Origin of the sequence: Nonomuraea sp. NPDC049309 (assembly GCF_043196965.1) — a bacterium.
Lineage (GTDB): Bacteria > Actinomycetota > Actinomycetes > Streptosporangiales > Streptosporangiaceae > Nonomuraea > Nonomuraea fastidiosa.
On record NZ_JBICSH010000001.1, the window covers coordinates 1,722,140 to 1,748,552 of the forward strand.

General features: G+C 71.9%; 24 protein-coding genes. 13 read left to right on the forward strand and 11 right to left on the reverse strand.

All coding sequences use genetic code 11. From position 1 onward, the window contains the following. Window positions 1-197: 197 nt before the first annotated feature. From ACGFIM_RS07840 to ACGFIM_RS07865, 6 genes are read right to left on the reverse strand one after another with little or no spacing between them, the layout of a single operon-like run. Complete coding sequence (locus tag ACGFIM_RS07840; RefSeq protein ID WP_393196364.1) at window positions 198-1,721, reverse strand: sensor histidine kinase; 1,524 nt, start codon at window positions 1,719-1,721, stop codon at window positions 198-200. Further along, window positions 1,718-2,410 (reverse strand): response regulator transcription factor, encoded by a 693-nt coding sequence (locus ACGFIM_RS07845; RefSeq protein WP_393196367.1) that lies wholly within the window; start codon window positions 2,408-2,410, stop codon window positions 1,718-1,720. The genes ACGFIM_RS07840 and ACGFIM_RS07845 overlap by 4 nt, the downstream gene beginning before the upstream one ends. Further along, a complete protein-coding gene (locus ACGFIM_RS07850; RefSeq protein ID WP_393196370.1) occupies window positions 2,407-2,943 on the reverse strand; it encodes a hypothetical protein in 537 nt (178 codons plus the stop codon). Before ACGFIM_RS07850 ends, ACGFIM_RS07845 begins: the two co-directional genes overlap by 4 nt. Before the next feature lie 10 nt (window positions 2,944-2,953). Further along, on the reverse strand, window positions 2,954-4,198 hold the full coding sequence (locus ACGFIM_RS07855; protein ID WP_393196373.1) for an ABC transporter permease: 1,245 nt from the start codon (window positions 4,196-4,198) through the stop codon (window positions 2,954-2,956). Then, window positions 4,195-4,932, reverse strand: a complete 738-nt coding sequence (locus ACGFIM_RS07860; RefSeq protein WP_393196376.1) for an ABC transporter ATP-binding protein — start codon at window positions 4,930-4,932, stop codon at window positions 4,195-4,197. Before ACGFIM_RS07860 ends, ACGFIM_RS07855 begins: the two co-directional genes overlap by 4 nt. Then, window positions 4,929-6,011, reverse strand: a complete 1,083-nt coding sequence (locus ACGFIM_RS07865) for an efflux RND transporter periplasmic adaptor subunit (RefSeq protein ID WP_393196379.1) — start codon at window positions 6,009-6,011, stop codon at window positions 4,929-4,931. The genes ACGFIM_RS07860 and ACGFIM_RS07865 overlap by 4 nt, the downstream gene beginning before the upstream one ends. A gap of 146 nt (window positions 6,012-6,157) precedes the next feature. Here ACGFIM_RS07865 and ACGFIM_RS07870 point away from each other — a divergent pair, with 146 nt between their 5' ends. After that, a complete protein-coding gene (locus tag ACGFIM_RS07870; RefSeq protein WP_393196382.1) occupies window positions 6,158-7,666 on the forward strand; it encodes an efflux RND transporter periplasmic adaptor subunit in 1,509 nt (502 codons plus the stop codon). 254 nt (window positions 7,667-7,920) lie between these two features. Here ACGFIM_RS07870 and ACGFIM_RS07875 read toward each other — a convergent pair whose 3' ends face one another. Together ACGFIM_RS07875 and ACGFIM_RS07880 are read right to left on the reverse strand one after the other, a co-directional pair. Beyond that, the gene (locus tag ACGFIM_RS07875) at window positions 7,921-8,502 is read right to left on the reverse strand and encodes an HAD family hydrolase (protein ID WP_393196385.1); all 582 of its coding nucleotides are present in this window, start codon (window positions 8,500-8,502) and stop codon (window positions 7,921-7,923) included. After that, window positions 8,499-9,314: a hypothetical protein gene (locus tag ACGFIM_RS07880; protein ID WP_393196388.1), complete on the reverse strand. Its 816-nt coding sequence runs from the start codon at window positions 9,312-9,314 to the stop codon at window positions 8,499-8,501. Before ACGFIM_RS07880 ends, ACGFIM_RS07875 begins: the two co-directional genes overlap by 4 nt. Window positions 9,315-9,483: 169 nt before the next feature. Between ACGFIM_RS07880 and arfB the strand changes: the two genes are divergently transcribed. Then, window positions 9,484-9,891 (forward strand): alternative ribosome rescue aminoacyl-tRNA hydrolase ArfB, encoded by a 408-nt coding sequence (gene arfB / locus ACGFIM_RS07885; RefSeq protein WP_393199657.1) that lies wholly within the window; start codon window positions 9,484-9,486, stop codon window positions 9,889-9,891. 312 nt (window positions 9,892-10,203) lie between these two features. On the opposite strand, the gene ACGFIM_RS07890 is transcribed toward arfB, so the two are convergent. Next, a complete protein-coding gene (locus ACGFIM_RS07890) occupies window positions 10,204-10,647 on the reverse strand; it encodes an NUDIX domain-containing protein (RefSeq protein ID WP_393196391.1) in 444 nt (147 codons plus the stop codon). Window positions 10,648-10,724: 77 nt separating this feature from the next. Between ACGFIM_RS07890 and ACGFIM_RS07895 the strand changes: the two genes are divergently transcribed. The 3 genes from ACGFIM_RS07895 (at window position 10,725) to ACGFIM_RS07905 (ending at window position 14,842) form a co-directional block, all read left to right on the forward strand. Next, complete coding sequence (locus ACGFIM_RS07895; protein ID WP_393196394.1) at window positions 10,725-11,654, forward strand: acyl-ACP desaturase; 930 nt, start codon at window positions 10,725-10,727, stop codon at window positions 11,652-11,654. 221 nt (window positions 11,655-11,875) lie between these two features. Then, on the forward strand, window positions 11,876-13,963 hold the full coding sequence (locus tag ACGFIM_RS07900; protein ID WP_393196397.1) for an ABC1 kinase family protein: 2,088 nt from the start codon (window positions 11,876-11,878) through the stop codon (window positions 13,961-13,963). Between the two features lie 276 nt (window positions 13,964-14,239). Further along, complete coding sequence (locus ACGFIM_RS07905; RefSeq protein WP_393196400.1) at window positions 14,240-14,842, forward strand: NADPH-dependent FMN reductase; 603 nt, start codon at window positions 14,240-14,242, stop codon at window positions 14,840-14,842. Window positions 14,843-15,453: 611 nt separating this feature from the next. On the opposite strand, the gene ACGFIM_RS07910 is transcribed toward ACGFIM_RS07905, so the two are convergent. Next, a complete protein-coding gene (locus tag ACGFIM_RS07910) occupies window positions 15,454-16,233 on the reverse strand; it encodes an HAD-IIA family hydrolase (protein WP_393196403.1) in 780 nt (259 codons plus the stop codon). Window positions 16,234-16,294: 61 nt separating this feature from the next. Between ACGFIM_RS07910 and ACGFIM_RS07915 the strand changes: the two genes are divergently transcribed. The 8 genes from ACGFIM_RS07915 to ACGFIM_RS07950 all read left to right on the forward strand — a co-directional run bounded on the left by ACGFIM_RS07915 (window position 16,295) and on the right by ACGFIM_RS07950 (window position 25,261). Then, window positions 16,295-17,530: a M20 family metallopeptidase gene (locus tag ACGFIM_RS07915; protein ID WP_393196406.1), complete on the forward strand. Its 1,236-nt coding sequence runs from the start codon at window positions 16,295-16,297 to the stop codon at window positions 17,528-17,530. Window positions 17,531-17,534: 4 nt separating this feature from the next. Further along, on the forward strand, window positions 17,535-18,503 hold the full coding sequence (locus ACGFIM_RS07920) for a zinc-dependent alcohol dehydrogenase family protein (protein WP_393196409.1): 969 nt from the start codon (window positions 17,535-17,537) through the stop codon (window positions 18,501-18,503). A 145-nt stretch (window positions 18,504-18,648) separates the two neighbouring features. After that, window positions 18,649-20,469: an ABC transporter substrate-binding protein gene (locus ACGFIM_RS07925; RefSeq protein WP_393196412.1), complete on the forward strand. Its 1,821-nt coding sequence runs from the start codon at window positions 18,649-18,651 to the stop codon at window positions 20,467-20,469. Between the two features lie 10 nt (window positions 20,470-20,479). Next, entirely contained in the window at window positions 20,480-21,490 is a 1,011-nt protein-coding gene (locus ACGFIM_RS07930) for an ABC transporter permease (RefSeq protein WP_393196415.1), read from the forward strand. Next, window positions 21,487-22,386 carry an ABC transporter permease gene (locus ACGFIM_RS07935; RefSeq protein ID WP_393196418.1) on the forward strand — a complete coding sequence of 300 codons (900 nt, stop codon included), beginning with the start codon at window positions 21,487-21,489 and terminating at the stop codon, window positions 22,384-22,386. Before ACGFIM_RS07930 ends, ACGFIM_RS07935 begins: the two co-directional genes overlap by 4 nt. Window positions 22,387-22,389: 3 nt before the next feature. Further along, window positions 22,390-23,376 (forward strand): ABC transporter ATP-binding protein, encoded by a 987-nt coding sequence (locus ACGFIM_RS07940; protein ID WP_393196421.1) that lies wholly within the window; start codon window positions 22,390-22,392, stop codon window positions 23,374-23,376. Further along, window positions 23,373-24,383, forward strand: a complete 1,011-nt coding sequence (locus tag ACGFIM_RS07945) for an ABC transporter ATP-binding protein (protein ID WP_393196424.1) — start codon at window positions 23,373-23,375, stop codon at window positions 24,381-24,383. Before ACGFIM_RS07940 ends, ACGFIM_RS07945 begins: the two co-directional genes overlap by 4 nt. 11 nt (window positions 24,384-24,394) lie before the next feature. Next, window positions 24,395-25,261 carry a GNAT family N-acetyltransferase gene (locus ACGFIM_RS07950; protein ID WP_393196427.1) on the forward strand — a complete coding sequence of 289 codons (867 nt, stop codon included), beginning with the start codon at window positions 24,395-24,397 and terminating at the stop codon, window positions 25,259-25,261. Window positions 25,262-25,266: 5 nt separating this feature from the next. Here ACGFIM_RS07950 and ACGFIM_RS07955 read toward each other — a convergent pair whose 3' ends face one another. Continuing rightward, window positions 25,267-26,376 (reverse strand): exo-beta-N-acetylmuramidase NamZ domain-containing protein, encoded by a 1,110-nt coding sequence (locus ACGFIM_RS07955; protein ID WP_393196430.1) that lies wholly within the window; start codon window positions 26,374-26,376, stop codon window positions 25,267-25,269. Window positions 26,377-26,413: the final 37 nt, after the last annotated feature.

Below are 26,413 nucleotides of genomic sequence, written 5' to 3' on the forward strand. Positions count from 1 at the left end.
GGCTGACGCCCCGGGACGGCGGCGCACCTTGGCCGGCCCCGGTTGTTGTTCGGCCGAAGCACGAAGTGGCGCACCGTCGATCCGACTCCCGTGCAGGCGGGCTTCTCCTCCCGCCCCGCCCCACCTCCCGCCGCGAAGACAGAACCCGCCGTTCGGGTTCTCCCCCGCAGGAGGGGGAGAAAGCGGACAGCGGCGGGTCAGGGGTCGGGGGTGGGGTGCGGAGGGGTGGAGGGCGGGGAGACGGGGTCGGCCGCGGGTTGTCCGGGGGCCGTCGGGAGGATGACGCGGAACAGGGCGCCCTGGCCGGGTTCCGATTCTGCCATGATGACGCCGCCGTGCGCCTCGACCAGGGTGGCCGCGATCGACAGCCCCAGCCCGGAGCCGCCGGTGCTGCGGGCCGGGTCGGCGCGGTAGAAGCGTTCGAAGACGCGCTCGGCCACCTCGGGCGCGAAGCCGGGCCCCTCGTCGGCGACCTCGACCACGGCGCGGTCGCCGTCGACGCCCACGCGGACCTGGAAGGGGGTGCCGGGCGGGGTGTGGGTGAGCGCGTTGGTGACGAGGTTGTTGAGCACCTGCCCGAGCCGGGCCTCGTCGCCGGTGACGATGACCTCGCCCTCGCCGTCGAAGAGCCGTACCAGCTCGATCCGCCGGTCGGGGGCGAGCGTCTGGGCGTCGATGACGGCGGTGGCGCACAGGCTCAGCAGGTCCACGGGCCGCATCGCGAGCTCGCGCCGCTGGTCGAGCCGGGCGAGCAGCAGCATGTCCTCGACCAGCAGCCCCATTCTGGCGGCCTGGCCCTCGATGCGGCCGAGCAGCCGTACGGCCTCGTCCAGGTCCTTGTTCTCCCCCAGCCGGTACAGCTCGGCGAACCCCCTGATGGAGGTGAGCGGCGTGCGCAGCTCGTGCGAGGCGTCGGCCATGAAGCGGCGCATCAGCTCCTCGGAGCGGCGGGCGGCGGTGGCGGATTCGCGGGCCGCCTCGGCGGCCTCCTCGCGTTCGCGGACCGCGTTCTCGATGCGGGCGAGCATGGTGTTGAGTGAGCGGCCGAGCCTGCCGACCTCGGTGGTGCCGGCCCAGAGCGGCACGCGGCGCGACAGGTCGCCGCCGGCGATGTCGTTCGCGGTGCGGGCGATCTCGCCCAGCGGGCGCAGGCTCCTGCGTACCAGCCAATAACACAGGAAGCCGAGGACGGCGAGCGTGCCGCCGCCGGCCACCGCCACGATGAGGGCGAGCTGGGAGACGGTGGCGTCCACCTCGCCGAGGCTGATGGCCAGCATCCTGCTGTGGCCGTCGCGGGCGGGCACGGCGACGACCCGCCAGGTCGGCCCGCCGGCGGGGGAGGATTCGACGGTGAACGGGCGTCCCGCGCGGGCCCGCACCTCGGAGGCGGTCATGCGGGGCAGGGCGGGCCGGTACTCCTCGGTGGACTCGCTGATGGTCCGGACGACGTCGCCCTCCGGGCTCAGCACGACGCCATGGAACAGGCCGAAGAAGCGCTGCGGAGGACGCCCGTCGGAGCGGGGCTCGACGACCGGCGGGGCCTCGCGCGGCACGGTGGCCACGTGGAGCTGGCGATCGACGCGTTCGACGAGGTAGCTGCGCAGCAGCCGTACGGCGAACAGGCCGGTCAGCGTGATCGCGAGGGTGACCAGCAGCAGGGTGGCCGAGACGAGCCGCAGCCAGAGCGGTGTCCTGGACAGGTGCTTCCTGATCTTCTTCATAGGCGGGGCGGGCGCAGGATGTAGCCGACGCCGCGCAGGGTGTGCAGGTACTTCTCCTCGCCGGTGTCGATTTTGCGGCGCAGGTAGGAGACGTACGACTCGACGAGCCCGACGTCGGTGCGCCAGTCGCCGTTCCAGACGTGGTCGAGGATCTGCTTCTTCGACAGCACGCGGCCGGCGTTCAGCATGAAGTAGCGCAGCAGCCGGAACTCGGTGGGCGACAGCTTCACGGGGACGCCGTCGCGCCAGACCTCGTGGCTCTCCTCGTCCAGCTCCACGTCGGCGACCCGCAGCCGGTTGGGCGGCGGGGTGCCGCGGCGGGTCCTGCGCAGGATGGCCCTGATGCGGGCGATGACCTCCTCGAGGCTGAACGGCTTGGTCACGTAGTCCTCGCCGAGCCCCAGCCCGGCGATGCGGTCCTCCGGCGTGTCCTTGGCGGTGACGAAGAGGACGGGCACCCGGCGGCCGCGGGACCGCAGCCTACCCGCGACCGCCAGGCCGTCCAGATCGGGCAGCATCACGTCGAGCATCACCAGGTCAGGCGAGCTCTCCTCGGCCACCCGCAGGGCCTGCCTGCCGTCGGCCGCCGTCAGCACCTCGAACCCGGCCATGCGCAGGCTCGCCGAGAACAGCTCCCTGATGTTGGGTTCGTCGTCGACCACCAGCAGCCTGGCCTCGGGTTCGCTCATCGCGGGCCCCCTCCTCTCATCGCGGGAGCGCCCTGGGTGATGGAGGTCGCGGTCACCGCGCCGCCGGCGCCGGGCGTGCCGCGTACCACGATCGTGTCGCCCGCCTTGAGGTCGGCGACCTTGCCCGGCTTGGCGATCTGCACGGTGGTCTCGCCGGTGGTGGCGACGGTGACGGTCTCGCCGGTCGCGGTCTTCAGGTGGATCGTGCCGTTCTCGACCTTCTCGATCGTGCCGGCCGTACCGCCGCCCATGCCTCTGGCCTGGCCGCCGAAGCCGTCCATGCCGCGCGGCAGCCGGGCGCGAAGGCCGGCGCCGTCCTGCTCGGCGGCCGCCTGCCGCGCGGCGCCCGCCGGAGGGCCCGCCTGGGGCGCCGAGCCGAACGCGCTGTGCGCCTGGATGCCGATGAGGATCCCGGCCACCAGCACGACCCCGGCGCCGAGGGCGAGCGTGACCTTCGAAACGCCTCTCTCCGGCCGGACGGCGAGCTCCTCACGCAGGTCGCCGGGGAACGGCGAGGAGTCCAGCTTGTCCATCTCCATCTCCTTACTCGTGGCGCAGGGCCTCGATCGGCCTGAGCTTGGCCGCCCTGTTGGCGGGGTAGCCGCCGAAGAACAGCCCGATCCCCACCGAGACGCCCAGCGCCAGCACGACCGACGACGGCACGAGGACCGGTTGGATGCCGGCGATGCTGAACCGGGTCCCCACGAACGCCACCAGCACCCCCGACAGCCCGCCGACCAGGCTCAGCAGCGTGGCCTCCATGAGGAACTGGCCCAGGATGGCGCTCCTGGGGGCGCCCAGCGCCTTGCGGATGCCGATCTCGCGGGTGCGCTCGGTCACCGTCACCAGCATGATGTTGGTGATGCCGATGCCGCCCACGAGCAGCGAGATCGCGGCGACCGCGGCGAGCAGCACGGTGAAGGTGCCGGTGGCCTCGCTGACGGTCTCCTGCAACGCCGCCTGGTTCAGGAGGCGATAGTCGGGGTTGTTGGGGTTCGTGATGCCGTGTCGTTGGTTGAGGATAGCGGTGACCTCGGCCTGGGCCGTCGAGGTGGTCTCCGCTCCGGTCGCCTGCACCACGATCTGGTTCAGCGAGCCGAACCCGCTCAGGCTCTGCTGTACGGCGGGCAGCGGCGCGACGGCCACGTCGTCGGCGTCCTGCGCGCCGCTCGACCCGGCCGCCTTGAGCACCCCGACCACCGTGAACGGCACCCCCGACACGCTGACCTGCTTGCCGATCGGGTCGGCGGTGCCGAACAGCTCGTCCGCCACCGTCTGGCCGATGACCATGACCTTCCTGGCGGCGATCACGTCGTCGTTGTAGAAGTAGGCGCCTTTCGCGACCGGCTTGTTGACGGCCTCGAAGTAGCTCGGGTAGGTGCCGACGAGCTGCGCGATCGGGTGGCTCGCGGGGCCGTACGCCGCCGGGGCGGCCGAGACCGTCACCACCGGCGAGACGCTCTTCACCGACGGGGCGAGCGTCTTGTCGGTCAGCGCCCTGGCGTCGGCGAGGCTGAGCTGCCTGGCCTGCGTGCGCGGGCCGGCGTTGCCGCGGGAGGGGCCGCGCTGGGCCCCGCCTCCCCCGGAGAACGAGGGTGAGATCGTCAGTGTGTTCGCGCCCAGCCGCTGGATGTTCTGCTGGATGCTGCGCGACGAGCCCTCGCCCACGGCCACCAGCATGATCACGGCGGCCACGCCGATGAGGATGCCGAGCGTGGTCAGCGCGCTGCGCAGCTTGTTCGCCAGCAGGCCGCGCAGGGCGAAGCGGAGGATCTCGATCTGGTTCACCGGGCGGCCTCCACCAGGCGGGGCGGCGGGCCGTCCACCGGCGCCTGGCGGCGGTCGTCCACGATCTCGCCGTCCACCAGCCGGATCACCCGCTTGGCGTGCGCGGCCACGTCGTCCTCGTGCGTGATCAGCACGATCGTGCGGCCGGACGCGCTGAGCCCGTCCAGGATCTCCAGGATGTCGGCCGTCGACGCGGTGTCCAGGTTGCCCGTCGGCTCGTCCGCGAGCAGCAGCGCGGGGGCGGTCACCAGGGCCCTGGCCACGGCCACCCGCTGCTGCTGGCCGCCGGAGAGCTGGTTCGGCTCGTGGTGCACCCGGTCGGACAGGCCGACGCGTTCCAGCGCGGCCAGCGCGCGGGCGCGCCGCTCGGACGGGGCGACGCCGCCGTAGACGAGCGGCAGCTCCACGTTGGCCAGCGCGCTCATGCGCGGGATCAGGTTGAACGCCTGGAAGACGAAGCCGACGCGGCGGTTGCGCAGCACGGCGAGCTGGTGCTCGTCCAGGCGGCCCACGTCGGCTCCGTCGATCTCGTACGTGCCCGATGTGGGGACGTCGAGGCAGCCGAGGATGTTCATCAGCGTGGACTTGCCGGAGCCGGAGGCGCCCATGATGGCCACGTAGTCGCCCTGCTCGACGTCCAGGCTGATGCCGCGCAGCGCCCGTACCTTGGCCTCGCCCTCGCCGTACTCCTTGACCAGGTCGCGCACCCGCAGGACCGGGACCGTCTCCGTCATCGCCGGCCTCCGCCGGGGAAGCCGCCGCCGAACCGCCGGCCGTCCAGGCCGTTCCCGGTGCCGCCGGTCGGGGTGGAGGGAGGCACGATCTGGTCGCCCTCCGACACGCCGGAGACGATCTCGGTGAGCGTGGTGCCCTGGACGCCGACCTCGACCGGGGTCCTGACCTGGCGGCCGTCCCTGAGCACGGTGACCGTGGTCTGGCCGCCGCTGGTGGAGATCGCCGTGGAGGGGACGGTGACGACGTTCTCCGCCCTGCCGACCACGACCTCGACCGTGGCGGTCTGTCCCAGCCTGACCTGCTTCGGAATCTTCGTGAACGTGATCGTCACCGGGTAGCGCACGACGTTGTCGCTGGTCGCGGCGACCGGCTCGATCTGCGTCACCTTGCCGGTCGCGGTCACGCCCGGCAGCGCGTCGAACGTGATCGTGGCCTGCTGGCCCTTCTTCAGGCGGCCGGCGTCCGACTCGGTGAACGTGCCGACCACGCGGAGCCTGGTCGGGTCGGCCAGCTCGATGAAGCCGCCCGCCGCCTGGCCGCCGTCTTCCGCGCCCGCCTTCCCCGAGCCCGTGCTCTGGCCTCCCACGGAGCCGTTCACCGCCGTGACCGTGCCCTGGAACGGGGCCTTGAGCACCGTGGCCGCCACCGTGCGCTGCGCCTCGCGGTAGGCGTTGCGGGCCTTGATGTAGGCGGCGTAGAGCTGCGCCGTGTCCGTGCCGTCCGACACGGCGCTGTCGTACGCGGCCTTGGCCGCCGCCAGGCTCTCCTGCGCCGCCGTGTCGTCCAGCCTGGCCAGGATGTCACCCTTGGCCACCTTGTCGCCGGGCTTGACGTAGATCTTCTCGACGATCCCGCTCGTACCGAACGACAGAGCGCGGGAGCGGGCGCTCTCGACCGCGCCCGACGCCGACACCGACGTGGTCACCGAGCCGCGGCTCGCGGTCACCGTGCGCACGGTCGTCTCGCCCTCGGCCCGGTCCGTGCCGAGCTGCGCGTACACGAGGCCGGCACCGCCCAGCAGGAGCACCGTGAGCACCCCGTTGGTCAACAGCGCCCTGCGCCTGATCGACACCTTCACGAGCGGTGACCCTCGCACACCAGGCTGCGACGCAGCCGCGAGCAAGCTGAACGTTCGCTGGACGGCCGCGGCGTCACGGCGGCGTCCAGGAAACTCTGAGGGTGCGCGCAGGCTGCGGCCAACCTGCTCGGCCAGGATGTCCCGTCATGAGACCGACATTCGCGCTGGGCGGGCTCGCCCTCGCCGTGCTCGTGGCCGGATCCGGCCTGGCGCTGGTGCTGCGCGACGACCCCGTGCCCGCCGCCCAGGTGCGCCTGGCCGCCGCGCAGCGGGGGCAGGTCACCGCCTCGGTCAGCGCGGCCGGCCGCACCATCGACGGCTCCCGCCGCGACCTGGCGTTCGGCTCGCCGGGGACCGTGACCAAGGTGTACGTCAAGGTCGGGGCCAAGGTGAAGAAGGGCCAGGTGCTGGCCAGGATCGACGGGCGGGCGGCGCGGGAGGCGTACGAGGCGGCCAAGGCGGATCTCGCCGCCGCTCAGGAGGCGCTGGACAAGGCGTCGAGCCCGACGCCGGAGTGCGTGCCCGCCGCCGGTGGCGTGGCGGGGCCGGAGATGCCGCACACGCCGCGTCCGACGCGTACGGAGGGCCCGTGGGAGCCCGAGCCGGAACCCACGGTCACCGTGACCGCGACGGCCACGGTGACGGTGACCGCGACCGCCACGGTCACCGCGACCGTCACCGCCCCTCCCCCGCCCGCCGCCGAACCGGCCCCGGCTCCCACCGCGCCCGCACCCCGCCCGTCCGGCGACCTGCAGGGCATCCCCGAGGAGACGCCGGGAGCCCTTCCAGGCGGAAGGACGCCCGCGCCGGACGCCTCGCCCAGGCCCTCGGACAGGCCCGCGGACAGGCCCGCGACCAGCGCCAGGCCGTCCGCGAGCGGGCGCCCGACGGCGAACGGGCACCCGAGCGGGCGGCCCACGGCGGCGGGGAAGCCGAAGGCGTCCAGGTCGCGGGAGGACTCCTGCGGGCAGGCCAGGACGGGCGGTGCCACCGGCAAGGGCGGGATCAGCGCCGAACAGGCCACCGCGAACGTCGGACGCGCCGAAGCCGCCGTCGAGGAGGCCGCGGACGCCGTACGGGGGACCAGGATCGTCGCCCCGGTGGCGGGCACGGTGCTCTCGATCGCCGGCGCGGCCGGTGACAAGGCCGGGACCGGCGCCTTCATCACCCTGGGCGACCTGGACGAGCTGCAGGTCCAGGCGATGGTCACCGAGTCCGACGTGAACCGGCTGAAAGTCGGCCAGAAGGCCGCGATCACACTGGCGACCCGGCCCGGGGAGCGGTACACGGGCAAGGTGACGGCCATCGCGCCCGCCGCGACCGTGTCGGGGCGGCTCGTCCAGTACGCGGTGACGCTGGCCTTCGACAAGCCGCCGTCCGGGCTGATGCTCGGCCAGACCGCCTCGGCGACGATCACCACGGACGAGGTCAAGGACGCGCTGTACGTCCCGGCGTCCGCGGTCCGCAGCCGTCCCGACGGGACCCAGGTCGTCACCGTACGCGCCGGGGGGCGGGACGCGGCCAAGGTGGTGCGCACCGGGGTGCGCGGCGACCAGTACGTCCAGGTCGTCTCGGGGCTGAACGAGCAGGACCAGGTGGTCATGCCGGGCGGCGCGTCGGGCGAGTTCCCCGACGCGAGCTGGCCCGGCACCTGAGCCGGCCGGGCCGGGCGGTCACCACCCGCCCGCCCGGCCCGGTCACCCGGCCGGCCCCGGCACACCTGCCACAGCCGGGGCCCGGCCGCCCCACCCGCCTTTGAGCGAACCCACAGCCCCCTTTCAGCAACCTTCCAGCCTCGGCGACTCGGCAGCAGGCGACGGCGAGCCTGTGGGGGTGACGGGATGAGGTCCACCCGGAGAGCCCTCACAACGCGCGCACGTCCGACGGGCGGCTCAGGCGCGGCGGACACCTACAAGGGCAAGGCGGCGCGGAGGGCGGTGGCGTCGGTGAAGTGGACGGCGCGCATGCCGGCCCGCCGGGCGCCTTCGACGTTCTCCTCGCGGTCGTCGATGAAGACGATTTCGGACGGCTCGGCGCCGATGCCGCGCGCCAGCTCGTCGTAGATCGCCCGGTCCGGCTTCACCAGGCCCATTCTGCCGCTGTAGAAGCGGTGGCCGATGGCGGAGATCCAGGGGAGCTGGTCGAGGCCGTCGCCGAGGCAGATCGGCGCGTTCGACAGCAGCGCCACGTCACGTCCGGCGTCGAGCAGCTCGCCGAGCAGCGCGACCGTGCCCGGGTCGGGGTTGGCCCAGCTCGCGACGTCCATGGCGACCAGCCGGGCGACCTCGGATGCGGTGGCGGTACGGCCGAGCACGGCGCTCCAGTACGCCTGCGGGCTCAGGTCGGCACGGTCGAAGGCGAGGCGGTACTCCCAGTAGCCGCGCTGGAACTCGCCCGGGTCGGCGCCCACCGCCCGCGCCATCGCCTCGGCGTCGGCCGCCGATTGGGGCAGGGAGAGCACGCCGCCGTAGTCGAACACGATCCACGTCATGCGAGGAATGGTCGCAGATGCGCGCCGAGCGCCGGGCAGCCCAGGTACTTCTCGGCGGTGTGGAAGTCGATCCAGTCGAGGTTGACGAGCTCTTCGGCGTCCACGCCGGTGAAGCAGCCGGCCAGTTCGGGCGGGATGGCGGCGATGTCGTCCTTGTCGGCGATGTTCACCCAGCGGCGCACGCCCGGCGGGCGCTCGCCGCGGCCGTTGACGGGGGCGGGCAGGAGGCGTTCGAAGACGACGTTGCGCATGCCGAGCGGGCTGCCGAGGGTGACGAGCAGGTCCGCGCCGATGTCGGGGCAGGCCCACAGCGCCTCGTACGTGACGACGCTGCCGAGGGAGTGCGCGATGACCACGCGGGGCCGGTGCCGCCTGATGACGTCGGCCACGAGGTTCCGGCACTTCTCGCGCCTGCCCTGGTCGGTGAGGTACGTGGCCACCTCGGGCGCGAAGAGCTTGACGAACGCCGCCGACCGCTCGTCGAGCCTGTCGAGCAGCCGGCTCGTGAACGACTTGAGCGCGCCCGTGATGTGCTCGCCGAGCCCCAGGTTCTTGGCCCACTCGACGAGGACCTGGTGGGTCTGCGCCTCCATGGCCTCCTTGGGGGCCGCGTCGAGGTCGCCGCCGTCGTTCAGGAGGTGGGAGTAGTACGCGATCTCCGCGAAGTAGGGCTTCGCCTCGCCGCCGAGCGAGGCGTGCAGGTAGCGGTCCCACTTGCGGCGCATGGCCGCCTCCGCGCCGGGCGCCGAACGTCCGGCTCTGAGGTAGTAGTCGTACTTGCCGATTCCGTGCACGCCGACGATGCCGGGCATCGCGCCTCCCCCATCCCCGTGTCCTCTCGCGCGATAGTGGCATACGCCGCCGCCCGCCGGGGCGTCAACGGAAGGATGAAGCGGAAAATGCCGTTGCAACCGGTATATGCCGCCCGTATACGGTGACATGTCGTCCGTAGCAGCCCGTCGCGAACAGGAGTCTCCCGCCATGCCCGGCCCGCTGGTCGTCAACGACTCGGTCGTCATCCCCGACGCCGAGCTCGTCTGGCGTTTCTCGCGTTCCTCGGGGCCCGGCGGCCAGGGCGTCAACACCACCGACAGCCGGGTGGAGCTGATCTTCGACCTGTCCGCGACCACGGCGCTGCCGCCCGCGCTCAAGGCGCGCGCACTCAGCCGGCTCGGCAGCGGCACGATCACGATCGCCGCCTCCGAGCACCGCTCCCAGCTCCGCAACCGCGAGGCCGCCGCCAACCGGCTCGCGCAGCGGCTGCGCGAGGCCATCGCCCCGCCGCCCAAGCGCCGGCGGCCGACCAAGCCCAGCCGGGGCGCGATCGAACGCCGGATCGCCGCCAAGAAGCACCGCTCCGACCTCAAGCGCCTCCGCCGCGACCCCTGACCGCTCACTCGCCGCTCTCCAGCGGCCGCCGCACACCCTCGCCGCCCCGCCCGGGGCCGCCATCCGACGCGAACGGCCCGCTCCTCGCCACCGCACATCGGAGCCACTGTTCGGACCGTGAGCGGCCCACCGCACGGGGACCTGTCCCCTGCCGCGGACAGCCACCGCATCGGGACCCATGCCCCGCCGCGAACGGCCCGCTCCTCGCCGCCGTGCCGGCGTCACCTCACGTCACCGGACCGACGGAGCCGCATTCCGCCGTCTCGGCCCGCCGGGCGGGCGGCTTGAGGCGTGGAGATCCCTTCCGGCGCGTCAGGGGACGATGAGGCGGGGAAGGGCGGTGATGGTGGCCGAGAGGTAACCGGCCACCGCCTGCGGGATGAGATTCCGCGCGAAGAGCTCAGACCGCTTCAGCGGTACGCGTTCCACCTCGTACACCCCGCGGGCCGGATCGGAGAACTCGGGTCCGGTGCACAGTGCGGGGTCCATGGTCGCAAGACGGCACCCGTACACGTGCTGGGTCTTCACCTCGCCCATCCACGGGTAGGACACGGTCACGAGGTGGCGCACCGCGAAGACCGTGGCGCCCAGCTCTTCCAGCAGCTCGCGATGGAGGGCGTCCACGAGCGTGCCGTCCTCCGGCTCGACGTGCCCGCCCGGGACCGTCCAGTAGCGCGCGCGTCCCGGCACCGTACGGCGGAACAGAACGAGCCGTTCGTCGTGGTCGAGGAGGACACCACGGACACTGGGTCGCATATATCCACCCTATTTGACCGGTATGTCCTTCCGGTAGCCTAACCTACGGTACCGTAACCTGAAGGAGAAGATCTTTTATGGCGATGACTCAGACGGAGCTGCTGCACGAGCTCGAGCCCGTCGTGGCCCGAGAACTCGACCGCCACGAGAAGATGGCGAAGGAGTGGTTCCCGCACGAGTACATCCCGTGGAGCGAAGGCCGCGACTTCGACGGCATCTACGGGGGTGAGGCGTGGCAGGAGAGCGACTCCAAGCTCCCCGAGGCCGCCAGGGTTTCGCTCATCGTCAACCTCCTGACCGAGGACAACCTGCCGAGCTACCACCACGAGATCGCCACGACGTTCGGCCGTGACGGCGCGTGGGGCACGTGGGTGCATCGCTGGACCGCCGAGGAGGACCGCCACGGCACCGCCATCCGCGACTACCTCACCGTCACCCGCGCCGTGGACCCCGTGGCCCTCGAGCGCGCCCGCATGCGCCACATGGAGCAGGGCTTCAAGACCGAGTACGCCACGATGCTGCAGCAGATCGCGTACGTCTCCTTCCAGGAACTGGCCACCCGCATCGCGCACCGCAACACCGGCAAGGCCTCCGGCGACGAGGGCTGCGAGCGCCTGCTCGCCAGGATCGCCGCCGACGAGAACCTGCACATGCTCTTCTACCGCAACCTGCTCAAGGCGGCCTTCGAGCTCGACCCCAACCAGACCATGCGGGCGGTCACCGACGTCGTGACCACCTTCCAGATGCCCGGCCAGGGCATGGAGGGCTTCGCGCGCAAGTCTCTGATCATCGCCAACGAGGGCATCTACGACCTGCGGCTGCACCTGGACGACGTGCTCATGCCGGTGCTGCGCCAGTGGTCGGTGTTCGACAAGACCGGGCTGGACGACGACGGCGAGAAGGCGCGGGAGGAGCTGGCCGCGTTCCTCGCCAAGACCGACGCGACCGCCACCCGCTTCGTCGAGCGCCGCGAGGAACGCCGCGCCCGCATGGCCGCCCGCCGGTGACCCGCCCGGCGACGATGTGACCCCGCCGGGGACAAGGCGGTATCCCCCGCCTGCACCCGGCCCGCCCGTGCGGGCGGTGACCAGGACTTACCGCCCGCACGCGATGGCCGGCACTCCCCGGCCGCCCGTTCGTGCGCCGGGGACGTCCGGCAGGCCGGCTGGGCGTCCCCGGCGAGGATCGAGATGTGGCGATCTGCGGTGACGTGGAAGGATCCTGCCCCATGGACTTCCCCTCATCGGTCGTCGTCGGGATCGCCACGCTGCTGACGATCATGCTCCTCGCGGTCGTCACGCAGCGGCTGCTGGGCGTCAGGTTCGGCGCGCTGCGCACGTTCCTTGCGGCGCTGCTCGCGCTCGGGCTGGGCCAGTCGGTGCTGCGGCCGATCGTCGCCACCGTGGTCCCGGCGGACGGCGGCCGGCCGCCCGACGCGGCCGCGCTGGGCGTGCTGCTGCTGGTCCTCATGGCCATGGTGCTCATCCCCATGGCGCTGCTGGTGCTGGCCGAGGCGCTGGTGCCGCCCGGGTCGGTGCCGGGGCCGCTGGAGCTGGTCAAGTCCGTACACGGGCGGCTGTCGCGGGCCAGGCGCTACTCGCAGATCACCAGGATCGCCGTCAGGCACGGCCTCGGCCCGTACCTGCGCGGCCGGGGCGAGCGCCTGGACGACCGGCCGGGCAAGCGCCGCCTGGCCGCGTCGCTGCGCGCGGCGCTCGACGACGGCGGGGTGACGTTCATCAAGCTCGGGCAGGTGCTGTCCACCCGCCGCGACCTGCTGCCCGCCGAGTTCGTCGAGGAGCTGGGACGGCTGCAGGACCAGGTCGCCCCGGCCCCGTGGGAGCAGGTCGAGCCGGTGCTGCGCGAGGAGCTGGGCGGGCCGGTGGACGAGGTGTTCGCCGCATTCGACCGTACGCCGCTGGCCGCCGCCTCCATCGGCCAGGTGCACGCCGCCCGCCTCCACTCCGGCCGCGAGGTCGTGGTGAAGGTACGGCGGCCGGGCATCGAGACGGTCGTCGGCCGGGATCTGGAGATCGTCCGGCGGCTGGCCGCCACCCTGGAGAGCAGGACCCGCTGGGGCCGCACGCTCGGCCTGCGCGACCTGGCCGAGGGGTTCGCCAAAGCGATCATGGAGGAGCTGGACTTCGGCGTCGAGGCCGCCAACATGGCCGCCGTCTCGGCCGCCCGCACGCCCCGCTCCTCAGGCGGCACGGACACCACGGGCGCGAGCGTCTCGGGCGGATCAGGTAGCACAGGCGGCCCCGGCGACCCCGGCGGCACCGGAGCGGGCGCTTCCGAGGGCGCGGTGCCGGTCACCTACCCCGCGCCGATCAGCGCGATGTGCTCCGAGCGGGTGCTGGTCATGGAGCGCCTGTCGGGACGCCCGGTCACCGCCGCCGACCCGGGCGAGGGGACGCGCCTGGCCCGCGGCCTGCTCGACTGCCTGCTCAGGCAGATTCTGATCGAGGGCGTCTTCCACGCCGACCCGCACCCCGGCAACCTCATGCTGCTGGACGACGGCACGCTCGGCCTGCTCGACTTCGGCTCGGTGGGCCGGCTCGACGGCTCCGTGCGCGCGGCGCTGCAGCGTTTCCTGCTGGCGATGAACCGCCAGGACCCCCTCGGCGTCACGGACGCGCTCCTCGATGTGGTGCCGCGCCCCGAGGAGATCGACGAGCCCGCGCTGGAGCGGGCCATCGGGCAGTTCATGGCCCGGCATCTCGGGCCCGGCCTGGACAGCGCGCAGCTCTTCACCGACCTGTTCAAGATCGTCTCAGCGTACGGGCTGTCGATCCCGCCCGAGGTGGCCGCCGTCTTCCGCGCGCTCGCCACGCTGGAGGGCACGCTGGTGCGCCTGTCGCCCGGCTTCAACCTGATCGGTGAGGCCCGCGCGTTCGCCGGGCGCTACCTGGCGGAGCAGATCACGCCCGAGACCGTCCGCGAGTCGCTCACCCAGGAGCTGGCCGCGCTCGTGCCGATGCTGCGCCGCCTGCCGCGCCGGGTCGAGCGCATCGCCAGCGCCGCCGAGCACGGCCGGTTCACGATGAACGTGCGGCTGCTCGCCGACGAGCGCGACCGCCGCTACCTGACGGGCCTGCTGCACCAGGTGCTGCTCACGGTGCTGGGCGCGACGGCGGGACTGATGGCGGTCATCCTGCTGACCACCGACGGCGGGCCCGTGGTGACGGGCTCGACGACGCTGCTCCATCTCATCGGCTACAACCTGCTGATGATCGCCGCGATCCTGGGCCTGCGCGTGCTCGCGCTCATCTTCCGCCGCCCGCGGGACTCCGACGCCCGCGAAGGCGCACGCTGATCCGGCGCTCCTTCGGGTACGCGCGCACGCCGAGCCGACCCACCTCCCGGCACGCGCGCACGCCGAGCCGGCGCTCCTTCGGGTATGCGCGCACGCCGAGCCGACCCGCCTCCCAGCACGCGCGCACGCCGAGCCGGCGCTTCTCCGGGTACGCGCGCCCGTCCGCGATCACGCCGGGCAGGGGCTGAACACGCCTCCGGCGAACCACCCGTACACCCCGAGCCGGCGTCCCAAAGGTGGCGGTTCGGGGAAGACTGTGCACCTCTTGACTTCTGCATGGTCTTGGACATCAGCGGCATCGGGCAGGTTCCCGGCAACACCGGAACCCCTTGGGAGCAGTGGGTGAAAATCATCGGGATCGCCGCCAGTCTCCACGCGGGGTCATTCATCACCAGATTGCTGGACGCTGCAGGCGGCGAATTGCCGGAGAGCGTACGTTTCGAGGTGTGGCGGGGGCTGCGCGACATCCCGCCGTACCGGCCGGGGCCCGTTCCCGCACCGGCGCGGGAGCTGGTCTCGCTGGTGGCCGGGAGCGACGCGATCCTGCTCACGGCTCCTGAGCACAGCCTGCTGCCGATGGAGCTGAGCCACGCACTGGACTGGATGGCCGCGCGGGACGGGCTGGCGGGCAAGCATGTGGCGGTGATGAGCGCGAGCGCGCGGGCCTGCGGGGCCATGTGGGCACAGGCGGAGCTGTACAAGCATCTGCTCGCGGCGGGCGCCGTGGTGTCGGGCGCCGAGCTGGTCATCTCGCCGGCCTGGCCGCACTTCGACAAGAACGGCCACCTGACCTCCGCCGACCTGCGCGATCAGGTGCGGCGGGTGATCCGGCAGCTCTGCCCTGCCGAGGTCATGGAGCCGGCGCTCTCAGTGCTGTGACCCGGGCTGTGACCCGGGCTGTGACCCGGGCTGTGACCCGGGCTGCGACCCGGGCCCGCCCGGCCTCCCCCCACGCACGCCCGGCCTTCTTGGGCACGCGCCCGCGACCACCGTGCGAGCAGGCGCCCTCCCCGCGCGAGCAGGCGGCGAGGGCCGCCCTGCCCGCGCCCGACAAAGCGGTATCCGCACCTTATGCGGCGGTGTCCGCGCCTGACAATGCGGTACCCGCGCCTGATGCGGCGGTGTCCGCGCCTCAGGAGGCCGCATCAGCGCCTCAGCTCGCGGTGCCGGCACCTCAGCAAGCGGTGTCAGTGCCTCAGCGCGCGGTGGCGGCGCCTCGGCTTCTCGCGGTGGCGGCGCCTCGGCTTCTCGCGATGCCGGCACCTCGGCTTGTGGGGCCGGCGCCCCAGGACGCGGTCGCACATGCCCAAGCCGCGCGGGAGAAAAACGCGGGTGCGGTTTCTTCCACCCGCGTCGATCGCGTCGTGCGAGGTGCCAGGCGAGCCGCCGCCGCGCGGGTGGAGAATCCTCCCCCGGTACGCCGCACCCCGGCAGGACGTGCGCGGGTGGAGAATCCTCCCCCGGCAGCCCGCACCCCGGCAGGGCCGCGCTCAGATCAGGTCGATGAGGTCGGCGACCGACTCGACGACCAGCGACGGCCGGTACGGGAACCGCTCGATCTCCCGTCGCTGGGTGACCCCGGTGAGCACGAGGATCGTGTAGAGCCCGGCCTCCATGCCCGCGACGACGTCGGTGTCCATGCGGTCGCCGATCATCGCCGTGGTCTCGCTGTGCGCCTCGATCTCGTTGAGCGCGCTGCGCATCATGCGCGGGTTGGGCTTGCCGACGAAGTACGGCTCCACGCCCGTGGCCTTGGTGATCATGGCGGCGACGGCGCCGCAGGCCGGCAGCGAGCCCTCGGTGGAGGGCCCGATGGGGTCGGGGTTGGTGGCGATGAAGCGGGCGCCGCCCTCGATGAGCCGGATGGCCCGGGTGATCTGCGTGAAGCTGTAGGTGCGGGTCTCGCCGAGCACGACGTAGTCGGGGTCGAGGTCGGTGAGCACGTAGCCGACCTCGTGCAGTGCCGTGGTCAGCCCGGCCTCGCCGATGACGTACGCCGACCCGCCGGGCCGCTGGTCGTCGAGGAACTGCGCGGTGGCCTGGGCGGAGGTCCAGATGGACTCGGCCGGCACGTCGAGGCCGGCGTTCGCGAGGCGGACGGACAGGTCGCGCGGGGTGTAGATCGAATTGTTGGTCAGGACCCGGAACTTGCGCCCCGACTCGCTGAGCTTCTTGATGAATTCGTCCGCACCGGGGATGGGCCGCCCTTCATGAACGAGCACGCCGTCCATGTCGGACAACCAGGCGTCAATCCGCTTACGCTGAGTCACGCGCCCATCGTACCGATAGGGCCTTATCGACTTCCCGTCCCGCGGATGAAGAATGTTCCTCATGTCGTTCACTGAAGCCGCCCATGACATGCGGGACGAGATCGTCCAGCTCAGGCGTTCCCTGCACACCACCCCCGAGATCGGCCTGCACCTGCCGCGCACCCAGGAGAAGGTGCTGGCGGCTCTGGAGGGGCTGCCGCTGGAGATCACGACCGGGTCCAAGCTCAGCTCGGTGACGGCCGTGCTGCGCGGCGGACGGTCCCATGGCGGACGGGTCCCGGCGGTGCTGCTGCGGGGCGACATGGACGCGCTGCCCGTGACGGAGAAGAACGACCTGCCGTTCATCTCTCAGGAGCCGGGCAGGATGCACGCCTGCGGCCACGACCTGCACACGGCGATGCTGGTGGGCGCGGCGCGGCTGCTGAGCGCGCGGCGCGACGAGCTGCCCGGGGATGTGATCTTCATGTTCCAGCCGGGCGAGGAGGGTCACGACGGCGCCAAGCACATGATCGAGGAGGGCGTGCTGGACGCGGCGGGCACCCGCCCGGTGGCCGCGTACGGCATGCACGTGGTGTCGTCGGTGCTGCCGCCGAAGGTGTTCGCGTCGCGGCCGGGGCCGCTGATGGCGGCGGCCGACACGTTCCTCGTGACGGTGAAGGGGCGTGGCGGTCACGGCTCGACCCCGCACCTGTCGCTGGACCCGATCCAGGCCGCCTGCGAGATGGTGACCTCGATCCAGGCCATGGTGACGAGGACGTTCAACGTCTTCGACCCGGTCGTGGTGACGGTCGGCAAATTCCAGGCGGGCTCGGCCGACAACATCATCCCGGACGACGCGCACTTCGAGGCGACGGTGCGGACCTTCAGCAAGGAGAACCGGGCGCTGGCCAAGCGGCGGCTGGTCGAGGTCGTGGAGGGCATCGCGGCCGCGTACGGGATGACGGCGCAGACGTCGTTCGGCATGGGCTACCCGGTGACGGTGAACGACCCGACGGAGGCGGAGTTCGCGGGCGCGACGGCCGACGAGCTGTTCGGCCCCGGCCGCTACGCCGTCTCCCCGAACCCGATCATGGGCTCCGAGGACTTCTCGTACGTGCTGGAGAACGTCCCCGGCGCGTTCATCTTCCTGGGCGCCTGCCCGCCGGACCGCGACCCGGCGACGGCCCCCTACAACCACTCCCCCGACGCGATCTTCGACGATTCGGTACTGCCCGACGGCACCGCCCTGTACGCCGCCCTGGCCCACGCCAGGCTCGCGCGGGCGGCCGCCGCCGGCGAGGAGGATGAAGGGAGCTGACGACATGCGTGCCTGGGTGGTGGAGCGTCCGGGACCCATCGCGTCGGGGCCGCTGCGGCTGATCGAGCGGGAGACGCCCGTTCCGGGGCCCGGCGAGGTCCTGGTGCGGGTGGAGGCGTGCGGCGTGTGCCGTACGGACCTGCACCTGGCGGAGGGCGACCTGCGGCCGCGCCGGCCGCGCACCACCCCCGGGCACCAGGTGGTCGGCAGGATCGAGGGCAGCGGCCGGCGGGTGGGCGTGGCGTGGCTGCGCTCCACCTGCGGCCGGTGCCGCTACTGCCGCAGGGGCATGGAGAACCTGTGCCCGGACTCGACGTACACGGGGTGGGACGCCGACGGCGGCTACGCCGAGTACGTCGTGGCCCGCGAGGACTACGTCTACCCGCTGCCCGACGACCGGCCGGCGGAGTGGCTGGCGCCGCTGCTGTGCGCGGGCATCATCGGCTACCGGGCGCTGGCCCGGTGCGACCTGCCGCCTGAGGGGCGGCTGGGCATCTACGGCTTCGGCGCGTCGGCGCACCTGACCGCGCAGGCGGCGATCGCGCAAGGCGCCACCCTTCATGTGGTCACGCGGTCGGAACAAGCACGTAGGCTGGCGCTTGAGCTGGGCGCGGCCTCGGCGAACGAGCACCGGCCGCCCGAGCCGCTGGACGCGGCCATCCTGTTCGCGCCGGTGGGCACGCTGGTGCCGCCCGCGCTGGAGGCGCTCGACCGGGGCGGGACGCTCGCCGTGGCGGGCATCCATCTGACCGACGTCCCGCCGCTGAACTACGAGCGGCATCTGTTCCAGGAGCGCACGCTGCGCAGCGTGACGGCCAACACGAGGGCCGACGGGCGGGCGTACCTGGAGCTGGCGCTCGCGCATCCGCCGCGGGTGTCGGCGGTCCCCTACGCCTTCGAGGAGGCGGACCGGGCGCTGGCGGATCTGGCCGCCGATCGGGTCAACGGGGCGGCCGTCTTGACCCTGACCTGAGGTTTTACTTGATGGCGCTGAGCGCCACTTCCTACACTCATGAAGGAAAGTTACATTAGCCTCACAACCGCTGGAGATTATTGACGCCGATCTGGCGCGATCGTAATGTCCGGTCAATCCCTAGAGACATCCCCCGGAGCGGCAAATGAAGCGACTGGCAGCGGTAGTGGCGTTGCTGGGCCTTGCCACCGCGACTGCGGCGTGCAGCGGTGGCACCACCGACAAGTCCGGCTCGGGCGGCGGAGGCGGCGGGCTCTTCACCACGATCGACGTGAACAGGCCCGGCCTCGACGCGTCGGCGCCCGCGAACCCCTGGAACCCGAAGGGCAACTCCTTCTCCGGCTACAACGCCATGAAGCTCGGCTGGGTCAAGAACCACCTCACCGACCCGAACCAGTTCTACCCGGGCATCGCGGCCAGCTGGGAGATCGCGCCTGACAACTCCTCGATCACCATCCACCTGCAGCCGAACGGCAAGTGGTCCGACGGCAAGCCGATCACCGCCGAGGACGTGAAGACCTCGATCGGCCTGGCCTACACCACCGGCAGCACCGCGTTCGCGATCACGCCCGGCGCCGCCGGCCTCGCGGCCGACATCGAGGTCGTGGACGACAAGACCGTCAAGGTCACCCAGGACATGAGCAACCCGAGCTCGAAGTTCGCCCGGGGCGTCATGGACAACTGGGTCGTCCCCGCGCACATCTGGGGCAGCCTGCTGCCGGCCGACTTCTGGGACAAGCTCAAGACGGCCCGGGGCGACGGCCCGGACGCCGAGAAGGCGCGCGAGGAGATCACCGGCCTGGGCCAGAAGGTGCTGTCCTTCGCGCCGCCCAAGGACGTCTCCGGCGGCCCGTTCACGCTCGAGCGGGTCAACCCCGGCGAAGCGCTGCTGGTGAAGAACAAGAACTTCTACAACGCCGCGAACGTCGCCCCCGATCAGGTCAAGTTCCTCAACTACAGCGGCAACGAGCAGATCTGGAACTACCTGTCGGCCGGCAAGCTCGACCACTCCGGCTTCGTCGCGGCCCCGCCGGACGTGATGAACCGGATCAAGCAGGCTCCGGGCTCGCAGACCATCACCGGCTTCTCGCCGGTGGCCGTCGGCATGGCGTTCAACCAGTCCAAGAAGCCGTACGACAACGTGCACGTGCGCCGCGGCCTGGCCTACCTCATCGACCGCCAGCAGGTCACAAAGGTCGCCTCGCCCGACGGCGGCACCCCGGCCGTGACGACCTCCGGCATCCACCAGGAGCCCGCCAAGGAGTGGATCGGCGACGAGCTGAGCAAGCTCGAGCCGTACGACCACGACGTGGCCAAGGCCGAGGCGGAGTTCAAGGAGGCCGGTCTGCAGAAGAAGAACGGCAAGTGGACGCTGGCCGACGGCACGCCGTGGAAGGTCACGATGAACGCGCCGTCCGGCTTCTCCGACTGGATCTCCGCCCAGGAGAACATCAAGAGCCAGCTCGTCGAGAACGGCGTGGACGCCGAGGTCGTCACCGTCGCCGACTACCCCGTCTACCTGGAGGAGCTGGCGGCCGGCAAGTACGACGTCGGCTTCTGGCTGATGGCGCTCGGCCCCGCGCCGTACGACATCTTCCAGCGCCTCTACGGCGCCTCCAACGGCTGGACCAACGTCGCGGGCAAGGTCAAGCACAGCGCCCCCGGCAAGGGCGGCAACTGGATGGGCGGCGCCGAGGAGATCGAGGTCGACGGCGTCGGGAAGGTCAACCCCGGCGAGGTGACCGCGAAGCTGGACTCCGTCACCGAGGAGGAGGCCAAGCCGCTCATGGTGGAGCTCGCCAAGACGGCCAACCAGGACCTTCCGGTCATCCAGCTCTGGGACTACGTCAACACGCAGTTCGTCAACACCACCCGCTTCACCGGGTGGCCCGAGCAGGACAGCGACCTGCTCCGCCTGCCGGCCGGTGTCTGGATCCAGCTCGGCATGATCAAGGCCAAGCAGTAGAAGAGAGCCTATGACGGTCATCGCACGGCGACTCGCGGGCCACGTGGCCCGCGGGGTCGTCATGATCCTCGTGGTCGCCACGATCAGTTTCTTCATCGTCAGGAGCATCCCGGGCGATCCCGTGGCGGCGAACGTGCAGAAACTGGTCGAGCAGGGCATGTCTCCCGAGGCAGCCGAGCAGGCCACCCGCGTCCTCTACGGCTTCCAGCCGAAGGGCTCGCTCTGGGAGCAGTACACCGACTACATCGGCGGGCTGTTCACCTTCGACCTCGGCCAGTCGGTCACGCACGCCGGAGCCCCGGTGACGGACGTGCTGGCCGAGGCGGCCAAGTGGACCGTTCTACCGGTGCTGGCGGGCACGCTGCTGAGCTTCCTCGTCGGCGTCATCATGGGCGTCTACGCGGCCATCAAGCGGTCGGGCAAGCTCGGCGACGTGCTGGCGATCTCCGGGTCGCTGCTGCACGGCGTGCCGCAGTACGTGCTGGGCCTGCTGCTCAGCGCGATCTTCGCCACGCTGATCCCGATCCTGCCGGCCGACGGCCCGGTGGACATCCTGTACGAGCCCGGGTTCAACGCCGGCTACATCGGCTCGCTCATCGAGCACGCGATCCTGCCGGTGGCGACGTACGCGCTGGCCGCCTACGGCGGCTGGATCCTGGCGATGAAGTCGAGCGTCGTGACCGTCCTCGGTGACGACTTCATCCTGGCCGCCGAGCTGCGCGGCATGAAGCGTTCGATCATCTTCAGGTACATCGCGCGCAACGCGATCCTGCCGCTGTTCACGATCCTCGCGCTCTCGCTCGGCCTGCTGCTGGGCGGCGCGGTGTTCATCGAGCGGATCTTCAACTACCCGGGTCTCGGGCTGCTGCTCATCGAGAGCATCACCATGCGCGACTACGCGCTGATGGGCGGCGCGTTCCTGCTGATCACGGTGTCGATCATCGTGGCGAACATCCTCGCGGACCTGTTCTACAGCGTCATCGACCCGCGGGTCCGCAGCGGGGAGGAGGTGTCGGCATGACCGTCCTGCTGGAGAGCTCGTCCACCAGCGCGGCGATGCGCCGCAACTTCTGGTCGGGCGTGTGGCGGGTGATGCGGCGCAAGCCCAGCCGCCTGGTGGGCGTGGTGCTCATGGCGGGGTTCGTGTTCATGGGCGCGTTCGGCCCGATGTTCTACCCCGACCCGCTGCCCCGCGACCCGGACCAGATCACCAGGCCGCCGAGCTGGGAGCACTGGCTGGGCACCGACGACCAGGGCCGCGACGTGATCGCGCTGGTCGTCACCGGCTCCCGCTACGTGCTGCTGGCCGCCCTGGTGACGGCCGTCATCACGGTCGTGCTCGGCACCGCGATCGGCCTGTTCTCCGGCTTCAAGCGGGGCCGCTGGGACACGTTCCTGATGCGGCTGACCGACATGAAGCTGACCATCCCCGGCCTGCCGCTGCTGCTGGTGCTGTCCACCGTGTGGAAGTTCAGCAGCGCGGTGCAGATGGGTCTGGTGCTGGGCCTGCTGAGCTGGGGCGGCGTGGCCAGGGCCGTGCGGTCGCAGACGCTGTCGCTGCGTGAGCGCGGCTTCATCGAGGCGGCGCGCGGGCTGGGCCTGTCCACCACCCACATCGTGGGCAAGGAGCTGCTGCCGAGCATGGCGCCGTACATCGCGATGAACATGCTGATCGCGATCACCGGTGGCGTGTACTCGCAGGTGGGCCTGTTCTTCCTGGGCGTGCTGCCGTACGAGTCGAACAACTGGGGCCAGATGCTCAACACGGCCGTGTTCCGCTCGGGCGCGCTGACCGTGCCGAGCGCGCTCGGCTTCCTGCTGGGCCCGCTGCTGGCGATCCTGCTGCTGACGCTGGCCATCGTGCTCGTGGTGGACGCCATGGACGAGATCTTCAACCCCCGGCTGCGCGAGGAGTAGAGGGTGAGCAACAAGGCGCCCGGAGTGCGCATCGGCGGCCTGACGGTCGTCTACAAGACCCCCGCGGGCGAGCTGCCCGCCGTCAGGGACGTCAGCCTGACCCTGGAGCCGGGTTCCATCACCGGCATCGTCGGCGAGTCCGGCTCGGGCAAGTCCACGCTCGCGCTGTCGCTGCTCAACGCCGTGCAGCCGCCCGGCAGGATCGCGGCGGGCAGCGTCGAGATCGACGGGCTCGGCGACGTGGTCGCGCTGTCGGGCGAGCAGCTGCGCAAGGCGCGCGGCAAGCACATCGGCTACGTCTTCCAGGCCGCCCAGAACTCCCTCAACCCGCTCAAGACGGTCGGCAAGCAGCTGCTCGACCTGGGCCGCTCGCACGGCGTGGACGACCTGCGCGGGCTGGTGCGCGAGGCCAAGGAGCTGCTGGCCAGGATGGGCCTGGACGGCGCGCGCGTGCTCGACTCGCACCAGCACGAGCTGTCCGGCGGCATGCGCCAGCGGGTCGGCATCATGCTGGCGCTGGTGCTCAACGCCCACCTGGTGGTCCTGGACGAGCCGACGACCGCGCTCGACATGATCACCCAGGCGAACATCCTGAAGATCGTCCGCGAGGTGCACGCCGAGCGCGGCCTGACCACGCTGGTCATCACGCACGACATCGGCGTGGTCGCCGAGGTGGCCGACCGGCTCGCCGTCATGTACGGCGGCCGCATCGTCGAGGAGGGGCCCACCAGGGAGGTGCTGGGCGCGCCCCGCCACCCGTACACGCGCGGCCTGATCAAGGCGATCCCGCGGCTCGTCGGCGACATCTCCGAGGCCCAGGCGCTGCCGGGACGGCCGCCCACGCTGGCGACCGTGCCCAAGCAGGGCTGCGTCTTCAGGGAGCGCTGCGCGCTGCGCATGGACGTGTGCGAGACCGAGGACCCGGCGGCCGTCGCCGACGGCGCGCGCACCGTGGCCTGCCACGCCGTGACCGTGAAGGAGCACGCATGATCACCGGAACCGGCGTCGTCAAGACGTTCAAGCAGCGGGGCAAGGTGCTCGGCGCCCGCGAGGTGCACGCGCTGCGGGGCGTGGACTTCGCGATCCCGAAGGGCGGCGCGGCCTCGTTCATCGGCGAGTCCGGGTGCGGCAAGACCACGCTGGGGCGGATCATCGCGGGGCTGGAGTCGTACGACGCGGGTGAGATCGAGATCGACGGCGTGCCGATGTCGGGCCTGAAGCCCAGGCAGCGCCAGCCGCACTTCCGCAAGATCCAGATGATCCATCAGGACCCGTACTCGGCCCTGAACCCCACGAGGACCATCCACCAGACGCTCTACGCGCCGCTCAGCCTGCGGGCCAGGCAGACCGGCAGGCCACGGTCGTGGATCGAGGAGCGGGCCGCCGAGGTGCTGTCGCTGGTCGGCCTCGACCCGGGCACGGTGCTCGCGCGCTACCCGCACCAGCTCTCCGGCGGCATGCGCCAGCGCGTGGTCATCGCCCGCGCGCTGACCGTGGACCCGGAGATGCTGGTCGCCGACGAGGCCGTCTCGATGATCGACGTCTCGCTGCGGCTGGGCATCCTGGCGCTGCTGAAGGACCTGCGCGAGCGGCTCGGCGTGAGCGTGCTGTTCATCACGCACGACGTGGCCACCGCCCGCTACATCGGCGACGACGGCGAGCTGTACGTCATCTACCGGGGCCAGGTCGTCGAGCGCGGCCCGGTGGACACGGTCATCGCCGACCCCGTGCACCCGTACACGCAGTCGCTGCTGTCGGCCATCCCGGTGCTGCACGGTCTCGAGCAGCCGGGCGAGCAGCCCGTGGTGCCGCTGGAGTCGCTGGACGAGAGCCAGGCCGACGAGGGCTGCCTGTTCGCGCGGCGCTGCCCGTTCCACACCGAGCGCTGCATGTCGGAGCGGCCGGTGCTGGGGCGCACGGAGGGCATCCCGCAGGAGCACGCCTGCTTCTTCCCCGAGCGCCGCAGCGTGATCGCCCGCCCGATGAGCGAGGTGTGATGACGCACTCCGTGCGGGAATTCGATCCGGACGAGGCCGCCCGGGTGGCTCAGGCCGCGCTGACGCTCGACGCCGGCGAGGCCGCCGCCCTGGTGAGCGGCCTGTCGCGGCCCCCCGCCGAGCGGCGCTGGACGGCGCTGGCCGTGGACGGCGGTGTCGTGATGGCCTCGATCGGCACCGCGGACCCCGCGGTCGGGCACGTCGACCTGCTGGCCGTGCACCCCTCGGCGCAGGGCGCGGGGCGGGGGCGCGCGCTGGTGCGCGCGGCCGAGGAGTGGCTGCGCGGCCAGGGCGCCCGTGAGGCCCGCTTCGCCGGCAACCCGCCGTGCTACGCCTGGCCGGGCATCGACGTGCGCTACACCGCCGCCGCCTGCCTGGCCGAGAGCCTCGGCTACGAGCGCTACCAGGTGGCCTGGAACATGACCGCCGACCTGCGCCGCGCCGACCTGAGCGTCGAGGACGACGTCGCGCGGCTCAAGCGCGCGGGGGTCTCCGTGCACGGGCTCGGCGGGCCGGATGACGCGCCGTCCGACCGCGCGCGGGTCGCGGCCTTCGTCGAGGAGCAGTGGAACGATCGATGGGCCTGGGAGGCGGTCAACGCGGCCGGGCTGCACTACGCCGAACGCGACGGCAAGGTGCTCGGCTTCGCCGCGTGGGGTGCGCGGCCGTCCTGGTTCGGCCCCATGGGCACCGCGCCCGACGCCCGCGGCCTGGGCCTCGGGCGGGTGCTGCTGCGCAGGTGCCTGGCGGAGCAGCGGGCCGCCGGGCAGGACCACGCCCAGATCGGCTGGGTGGGGCCGTTGCGGTTCTACTCGCGCGCCGTGGGCGCGCGAGCCGAACGCGTCTTCTGGCTCTACCGGCGCGATCTGGCGCGATGAGCCGGTCAGTACAGAAGTCCTCCCTCGGGGCGGGCCGGCGGCGGGCACAGCTCGCGCGGGTCCTCCCCGGCCTCCAGGCACTTCTTGAGGGAGTCGGACCCCCACAGGTGGTCCAGGAACAGCTCGGGCCCCGCCCACTTCAGCTCGTCCGGGTAGAGGGTGCGGGCCACGTGCAGCATCGACAGGCCGGTCAGCACCGGCCGGAACGCCGCAGGGTCGTGCACGTGGAGCTGCACCCCCCGTACGGGGACGCCGGCGTGCTTGTGGAACGTCGGCGTGAACCACGCCTCCCTGAACCGCACGCCCGGCAGGCCCAGCTCGTTGAGCGCCGGCGCGAAGCGCGCGTCGGCGTAGGGCGCGCCGATGAGCTCGAAGGGCCGGGTGGTGCCGCGCCCTTCGGAGAAGTTCGTGCCCTCGAAGAGCCCGGTGCCCGGGTAGACCAGCGCGGTGTCGGGGGTCGGCATGTTGACCGAGGGCATCACCCAGGGCAGCCCGGTGTCGGCGTAGCTCATCTCCCGCCGCCAGCCCTCCATCGTGACGACGGTCAGGTCCAGGTCGAACCCGAACATCCCGGCCAGCTCCCCGGCCGTCCTGCCGTGCCGCAGCGGCAGCGGGAAGCGGCCGACGAAGCTCGCGAAGGCCGGATCGAGCAGCGGCCCCTCCTCCACGGCGCCGCCCAGCGGGTTGGGGCGGTCGAGCACCACGAAGCGCAGGCCGAGCCGGGCCGCGGAGGCCATGAGGTCGTACATGGTCCACACGTAGGTGTAGAAGCGGGCGCCCACGTCGGCGATGTCGAAGACGAGCGTGTCCACCCCGGAGGCGGCCACCACCTCGTCCAGGGGCGCGCCGGAGCGCTTGTGCGTGTCGTAGACCGGCAGGCCGGTCCGCTCGTCCACGCCGTCGGCCTCGCTGCCCGCGGCCTGCGCGGTGCCGCGCATGCCGTGCTCGGGGCCGAAGAGCGCGGTGAGCTTGAGCCCTGCGGCCAGCAGGGCGTCGGGGGTGGGGGTCAGATCGGGCAGGACGCCGGTGGGGTTGGTGATCAGGCCGATGCGCGTGCCGCCCGCCAGGGCGGGGTCCGCGGCCAGCCGTTCGGCTCCTGTTCTCACGTGTGGCATGAACCCATTGTCTGAAAGATATTTACAAGAGAGAAGT